This is a genomic window from Flavobacterium sp. AJR, assembly GCF_002156885.1.
In the GTDB taxonomy this organism is placed as follows: Bacteria; Bacteroidota; Bacteroidia; order Flavobacteriales; family Flavobacteriaceae; genus Flavobacterium.
This window is the reverse complement of record NZ_NCWQ01000058.1, coordinates 20,570-27,374: the sequence shown is the minus strand read 5'-3', so window position 1 is coordinate 27,374 and position 6,805 is coordinate 20,570. Positions and strand designations below refer to the sequence as shown.

Sequence of the window (6,805 nt, the reverse complement as noted above, 5' to 3'; positions counted from 1 at the left end):
CTTTTATCGTCTATAAAAAGAAAAAATGACTGATTTGTAATAATTTTTAAAACACTTTTTACCATGATTTTAGACGAAACTGACAAAAAAATCCTACGCCTTTTACAAGAAGATGCGCATTATACCTTAAAAGACATTGCAAACAAAATAAATTTGTCTCTTACACCTGTCCATGATAGAGTCAAACGACTTGAGAGAGAGGGAGTTATTGAGAAATATGTGTCTATTTTGAATAAGAAAAAATTAGGGAATAATCTTACGGTTTATTGCCAGGTAACGCTCACAAAACAGACATATGATACCTCGGAAGGGTTTAATCAATCTATTTTGAATTTACCCGAAGTTGTAGAGTGTAATTATGTATCAGGAAATTTTGATTACATGCTTAAAATTATCATTCCAGATATGGAAACGTATCATCATTTTCATCAAAAAAAATTATCAATTTTACCCGAAGTTTCTTTAATCAATACTGTCTTTGTAATGTCCGAAGTAAAGAGCACGACAGTTTTACCAATAATATAATGTGAAGTACAAGTGTTGTGAATTGAAATTGATCGAGTTATAAGTTCAATTACATAAAATTATTAGTGTAATAAAAAGTTAACCATGTAAGTGATTTAAGTAAATATAAGTGTGACTATCTGTATAAAGCTTAAATGAACTTAAATCACTTATATGGTAAAAAAAACTCAACTGGTTGATTTAAAAGTAAAAACCACCAAGAGAACTTGATGGTTTTGAGAAAAAGTTGGTTTGGTTGGTGTATATGCTAGTAGTAAGTAAAACGTCTTACTTTCGCAATATATTTTGCTAATCGAATAACCTGGTGACTATAGCCATATTCATTATCGTACCATATATATAATACAATGCTTTTTCCGTCTTTGGAAACTATTGTAGCATTACTATCATAAATTGATGGTGCCGAGGTACCGATTATGTCAGAAGAAACCAATTCTGTATTCAAAGAATATTTTATCTGTTCTACTAATTCGCCTTCAAGGGCATATTTTTTCATTATTTTGTTAATTCCAGCAATCGAAGTTGCTTTTTTAACATCAAGATTCAATACAACAAGAGAACCGTTAGGAACAGGAACACGTATTGCATTTGATGTTAATTTCCCTTCAAGCGATGGTAATGCTTTTGCAACAGCACTTCCTGCACCAGTTTCAGTAATTACCATATTTAATGCAGCAGCTCTGCCACGACGGTATTTTTTGTGCATATTATCAACCAGATTCTGATCATTAGTATATGCATGTATAGTTTCTAAGTGTCCTTTTACAACACCTAGTGTATCTTCAATTGCTTTTAAAACAGGCGTTATAGCATTTGTAGTACAAGAAGCTGCCGAGAAAATATCATTTTCATCAGGATTGTATTCGTTATGATTTACTCCGTGTACAATATTAGGAACGCCTTTTCCAGGTGCAGTAAGTAAAACTTTACTAACTCCTTTAGAAACTAAGTGTCTGCTTAATGCTTCCTGAGTTGTAAAAGCACCAGTATTATCTATAACTAGAGCATCATTAATGCCATATAGCGTATAATCTATTTCTTCAGGAGAATTTGCCGAAATAATATGTACCGTAGTTCCATTTATCAAAAGAGCATTATTCTTTGGGTCTGCAACTACAGAACCCTGAAAATCTCCATGAATAGAGTCATATCTTAATAAAGAAGCTCTTTTTTCAAGATTTGCCAGTTCGCTTTTATCACGAATAACAATTGCTCTTAATCTCAGCTGATTTCCTTTTCCTGTTTTAGACATTAATTCTCTGGCCAATAAGCGACCAATTCGGCCAAAGCCATAAAGAACAACATCTTTAGGTTGAATTTCTTCAGATGATTTAGCTTCTTTTAGTTTTTCGATTACAAAATGACGAGCATCTGGATATTTTTCATCCTCCAAACGATATTCATAAGTTAGTTTTCCAATATCAATTTTGGAAGGAGGTAATTTTAAAGATAAAACAACTCTCGCAATTTCAACAGAGTCAAAAATAGTAATTGGTTTACCTACAAATTCTCCAGCGTATTGATGTAAATTAATAATGTCGCTTACATTCTTATCTAGTAATTGATTTTTGAATAAAACCATTTCGATAGATTTATCATACCATAAATCGCTTATGATTTTAATCAATTCTACTCCGGCTTTTCGTCTGTCGACTTGAAATGATACTTCTTTTTGGTACAAAGATTTTTTGCTCATAGTTGAAAATTTGTAAAAATAAAACTGCTTGTTTTTTTAAATTTGGCGCAAAAGTACCCATTTCAATCGATTTCGTAAACTATTTTATGATTTATTTTGGAAACGGGTGAAAATAAATTTTCTTCAATAAAATGAAAATTGGTTTCTCCTAAAACAAAAAATAAATTCTATATCAGAAGGAAATAAAAAAGCCATCCTGATTTTGCAGGATGGCTTTGAATTTGGGAAATAAAATGATTTAGATGATAACTCGAATAACTTCTCCGTTTCTATTAATCATTTCAATTCGTATACTTTGGTTTTCGTCTTTTTGATTTAAAAGTTTCGAAACCGTTTCAATGTCTGTTGCTTTTATATTGTCAATACTTAAAATAATGTTGCCTTGTAATTCATTATTATACTGTTTAAGATTTTCGTTTGTAAGTGCTTTAATTTTTACACCATAGTTTATACCGAATCTCTTTTTATCGGTTGCATCGATATTTTCTAATTCGATTCCTTTATATTCAGTACTAAAAAATTCATTTTTACTTAAAGTAACAGGAACTACTTTATTTTTTCCGTCACGTATATAAGTTACCTGAACTACATCATTAGGTCTTTTGGTATTAATATATCCAGAAAAATCAGCATAAGTAGCTATATCTCGATTATCTAATTTTACAATGATATCACCTTTTTGAAGACCAGATTTTTCAGCACCTGATTTTTGAGTTACTTTATTGATGTAAAAACCTTGAGTTTGAGAAATACCCAGCTCTTTAGAAGCGGCATTATTAAGTTCACCCCCTTCTACACCTAATATAGCTCTTTGTACATTACCAAACTCCATAATATCTTCTATTATTTTTCTGGCAATATTAGACGGAACTGCAAATGAGTATCCAACATAAGAACCGGTTGTAGAGGATATCATAGTATTAATACCAATTAAATCCCCTCTGGTGTTTACCAATGCACCACCACTATTACCAGGGTTTACCGCAGCATCTGTCTGGATAAACGATTGAATTCCGTTTGTATCTAAGTTTCTGGCTTTCGCTGAAACAATCCCCGCAGTTACTGTAGAAGTTAGATTATACGGATTTCCAACTGCCAAAACCCATTCACCGACTTTTACAGCATCAGAATCTGCAAAAGGAGTATAAGGTAATTTTTCGTCGGCATCGATTTTTAATAGAGCAATATCCATTTTAGAATCTGTTCCAATGAGTTTTGCCGTATAAGATTTTTTATTATTTAAAGTAATTTCAATTTCAGTAGCGTTTTTTATCACGTGATTATTAGTTACGATATATCCATCAGCAGAAATAATTACACCAGAACCAGTACCAACTTGTTCTTGTGTTTGCTGACCTCCATAACCGTAAAAATATTCTAACATTGGGTTAGTAACAGTTCTGCGAGATACATTTTTTACGTGTACTACTGTATGAATGGTTTTATCTGCTGCAGCTGTAAAATCAACAGTTTCGGCACCTAAACCTACTGTTTTAGAGTATGAATTTGGAGCAAGAGTTACTATCGATTTCTTTTCGCCAAAAAGAGAACCGTTATTATCAAATAATAACTTGTATGCACCAAGCGTAGTAGCACCGCTTAATAAGGATACTAAAAATAAGGTTGAAAATCGTTTCATAGTTTTGATTAGTGTTTAAGTTATCTATGTATAAAATTATATCAAAAAAAAACTGAAGTAAAGTGGTTTAACGCTCTTTAACAATGATTAACATTTCATTAATAGTTCGTACTTTTGTATTTCTCAATTCAATAACAATGCAAGTAGAATTTTATAAATATCAGGGTACAGGAAATGATTTTGTAATGATTGATAATCGTTCTGATTTTTTTCCAAAGAAAGATACAAAATTAATTGAACGTTTGTGCGACAGACGATTCGGAATTGGTGCTGATGGACTGATTTTGTTAGAAAATGATTCTGAAACCGATTTTAGAATGGTTTACTATAATGCCGACGGAAACCAAAGTTCGATGTGTGGAAACGGTGGTAGATGTTTGGTGGCATTTGCTAAAAAACTAGATGTAATAGAAAATGAAACAACCTTTATAGCTACAGATGGTTTGCATCATGCTACAATCGCGCCAGACTCTATTGTTTCTTTGCAAATGATAGATGTTGATGCTATAAATAAATATGATAATTATACGTTCTTAAATACAGGATCTCCACATCATGTACAAATAGTAGATGATTTAGAACATTATAATGTAAAAGAAAATGGAGCAGCTATACGTTACGGAGAATTGTATGGAAAACCAGGGAGTAATATCAACTTTGTAAAAAAAGTAGATGATAAAACATTTTCACTACGCACTTACGAAAGAGGTGTAGAAGATGAAACTCTTGCTTGCGGAACAGGCGCTACAGCGGTTGCAATAGCTATGAATGCAATAGGAGAAACTAATGAAACAGATATCAACTTAAATGTTGAAGGAGGTAAACTAGTTGTTTCTTTTGATAAAGTAGGGGAGCACTTTACAAATGTGTTCTTAAAAGGACCAGCTGAATTTGTATTTAAAGGAACAATCGAGATTTAATGTTTTCAGTCTGAAATCTATCCTATCCCGACGTTTTGGGATCGGGGCTAAATTCTAAAATTAAAAATGATCACATTAAAAGGCGATACTATATATATACGAGCATTAGAACCCAATGATCTGGAGTTTATTTATGCAGTCGAAAATGACCTTAGTATTTGGGAAGTAAGCAATACTCAAACACCTTACAGCCGATTCTTAATAAAACAATATCTGGAAAATGCCCATCAGGACATTTATGAAGCCAAACAATTACGACTTGCTATTTGTCAAGATCAGGATTTTCCTGCCATTGGCCTAGTTGATTTATTCGATTTTGACCCTAAAAATAATAGGGCAGGTATTGGGATTGTAATTCAGGATAATGAAAGAAGGAATCAAAATATTGGTTCTGAAGCTTTAACATTATTAATTAAATATTCTTTTTATCATCTTAATTTACATCAATTATATGCAAATATTGGTGTTAAAAACGAAGCAAGTAATGCACTTTTTACTAAATTTGGCTTTGAAAAAATTGGAACAAAAAAAGATTGGCTTTTAGTTAATGGTGTTTATCAGGACGAAGCCCTTTTTCAATTAATTAATAAGGAGTTTTGAGAGTTTAGTTTTTAAATTGTTATAATTAAAAAAAAATACTAGCAAGTAATGCAACCACATATGAATATAAAGAAAATTATAACAATAAGTGCCGTAATCGTAATTTCGGTTTTGATGGTTTATGGGTTTATTTTGATAAGCCAAATTTTTAGTGCTAATACTAAATTTTCTGAGAAAGAAGTTTACGTTTATGTACCTACGGGATCTAATTATGAAGATGTAAAAAAGATATTAGAACCCTTTGTAAAAGATTTAAAGAACTTTGAGATGGTTGCTAGTAAAAGAGGTTATCCTGATAATGTAAAACCAGGACGCTTTTTATTAACCAAGGATATGAATAATATGGATTTGGTTAGAGCAATGCGATCTAATGTTCCGGTAAAATTAGCTTTTAACAATCAAGAACGTCTAGAGGATTTTGCAGGACGTGTTGCTTCTCAAATAGAAGCTGATAGCACATCATTGCTAAAAGTATTTAAAGATTCTATTTTCATGAAAGAAAATGGTTTTAACGAAGATAATGTGTTTGCAATGTTTATCCCGAATACGTATGAAGTGTATTGGAATACTTCGGCTCTTAAGTTTCGTGATAAAATGATTAAAGAATATCATAATTTCTGGACTAAAGAGAGAATAGATCAAGCTGCTGCACAAGGATTAACTCCAGTAGAAGCTACAATTTTGGCTTCAATCGTACATAAAGAATCTGTAAAAAAAGATGAGCGACCTAGAATTGCAGGAGTTTATTTAAACAGATTGCGTCTGGAAATGCCATTACAAGCTGATCCAACGGTTATTTACGCAATCAAAAAGAAATCAAATGACTTTGAGCAAGTAATAAAAAGAGTTTTCTATAAAGACTTAACAATGTCGTCTCCATATAATACCTATATGAATACGGGACTTCCTCCAGGACCAATTGCAATGCCGGATATTACAGCATTAGAAGCGGTTTTAAAGCCTGAGAAAAATGATTACATCTATTTCTGTGCAAGTATAGATCGTTTTGGATATCATGAGTTCGCATCGACACTAGCACAGCATAATGTAAATGCAAAAAAATACTCAGACTGGATTAATAGTCAAGGAGTGGTAAGATAGTCCTGAAAGTAAAATATAATCTATAAAAAGATGCCGAAGTTAATTATTGACTTCGGCATCTTTTTTTTTATAAATATTGATTTTATAAATAGATTTTTGAGAAGTATGATTTGTTTAATTATTGCTATTTGAAATTATTCCAATAATTGAATTTATTTTTCGACAAAAGAGAGAGTTATTTTTATTGAAAATATCGATAAAAACGATCCTAATTTGACGATTTAGAATTTTAAAATAGATTGGTAGTCTTATCCCGTCTCGACGTTTTTCTTACAAAAATTGACAAAAAAGCCGTTTTTTTGAAAACGTTTTCATTGGGATTCC

6 protein-coding genes are annotated in these 6,805 nt (G+C 31.6%); 4 read left to right on the top strand and 2 right to left on the bottom strand.

From position 1 onward, the window contains the following. Nucleotides 1-63 precede the first annotated feature (63 nt). The gene (locus B8T70_RS15525) at nucleotides 64-525 is read left to right on the top strand and encodes an Lrp/AsnC family transcriptional regulator (RefSeq protein WP_039111354.1); all 462 of its coding nucleotides are present in this window, start codon (nucleotides 64-66) and stop codon (nucleotides 523-525) included. Between the two features lie 247 nt (nucleotides 526-772). Here the strand turns inward: B8T70_RS15525 and B8T70_RS15520 are convergent, their stop codons facing one another. Continuing rightward, nucleotides 773-2,221 (bottom strand): glyceraldehyde-3-phosphate dehydrogenase, encoded by a 1,449-nt coding sequence (locus B8T70_RS15520; RefSeq protein ID WP_039120378.1) that lies wholly within the window; start codon nucleotides 2,219-2,221, stop codon nucleotides 773-775. A 238-nt stretch (nucleotides 2,222-2,459) separates the two neighbouring features. Then, nucleotides 2,460-3,860: a trypsin-like peptidase domain-containing protein gene (locus B8T70_RS15515; protein ID WP_039120376.1), complete on the bottom strand. Its 1,401-nt coding sequence runs from the start codon at nucleotides 3,858-3,860 to the stop codon at nucleotides 2,460-2,462. Between the two features lie 137 nt (nucleotides 3,861-3,997). Here B8T70_RS15515 and dapF point away from each other — a divergent pair, with 137 nt between their 5' ends. The 3 genes from dapF to mltG all read left to right on the top strand — a co-directional run bounded on the left by dapF (nucleotide 3,998) and on the right by mltG (nucleotide 6,481). Next, nucleotides 3,998-4,780 carry a diaminopimelate epimerase gene (gene dapF / locus B8T70_RS15510; RefSeq protein WP_039111344.1) on the top strand — a complete coding sequence of 261 codons (783 nt, stop codon included), beginning with the start codon at nucleotides 3,998-4,000 and terminating at the stop codon, nucleotides 4,778-4,780. Between the two features lie 66 nt (nucleotides 4,781-4,846). Beyond that, nucleotides 4,847-5,380: a GNAT family N-acetyltransferase gene (locus tag B8T70_RS15505; protein WP_039111342.1), complete on the top strand. Its 534-nt coding sequence runs from the start codon at nucleotides 4,847-4,849 to the stop codon at nucleotides 5,378-5,380. A 60-nt stretch (nucleotides 5,381-5,440) separates the two neighbouring features. Further along, entirely contained in the window at nucleotides 5,441-6,481 is a 1,041-nt protein-coding gene (gene mltG, locus B8T70_RS15500) for an endolytic transglycosylase MltG (RefSeq protein WP_039111583.1), read from the top strand. Nucleotides 6,482-6,805: the final 324 nt, after the last annotated feature.

What these genes read in the sequence shown, in the direction of transcription:
- B8T70_RS15525 (WP_039111354.1), top strand. Translation starts at nt 64, where the DNA reads ATGATTTTAGACGAAACTGACAAAAAAATCCTACGCCTTTTACAAGAA.
- B8T70_RS15520 (WP_039120378.1), bottom strand. Translation starts at nt 2,221, where the DNA reads ATGAGCAAAAAATCTTTGTACCAAAAAGAAGTATCATTTCAAGTCGAC.
- B8T70_RS15515 (WP_039120376.1), bottom strand. Translation starts at nt 3,860, where the DNA reads ATGAAACGATTTTCAACCTTATTTTTAGTATCCTTATTAAGCGGTGCT.
- dapF (WP_039111344.1), top strand. Translation starts at nt 3,998, where the DNA reads ATGCAAGTAGAATTTTATAAATATCAGGGTACAGGAAATGATTTTGTA.
- B8T70_RS15505 (WP_039111342.1), top strand. Translation starts at nt 4,847, where the DNA reads ATGATCACATTAAAAGGCGATACTATATATATACGAGCATTAGAACCC.
- mltG (WP_039111583.1), top strand. Translation starts at nt 5,441, where the DNA reads ATGAATATAAAGAAAATTATAACAATAAGTGCCGTAATCGTAATTTCG.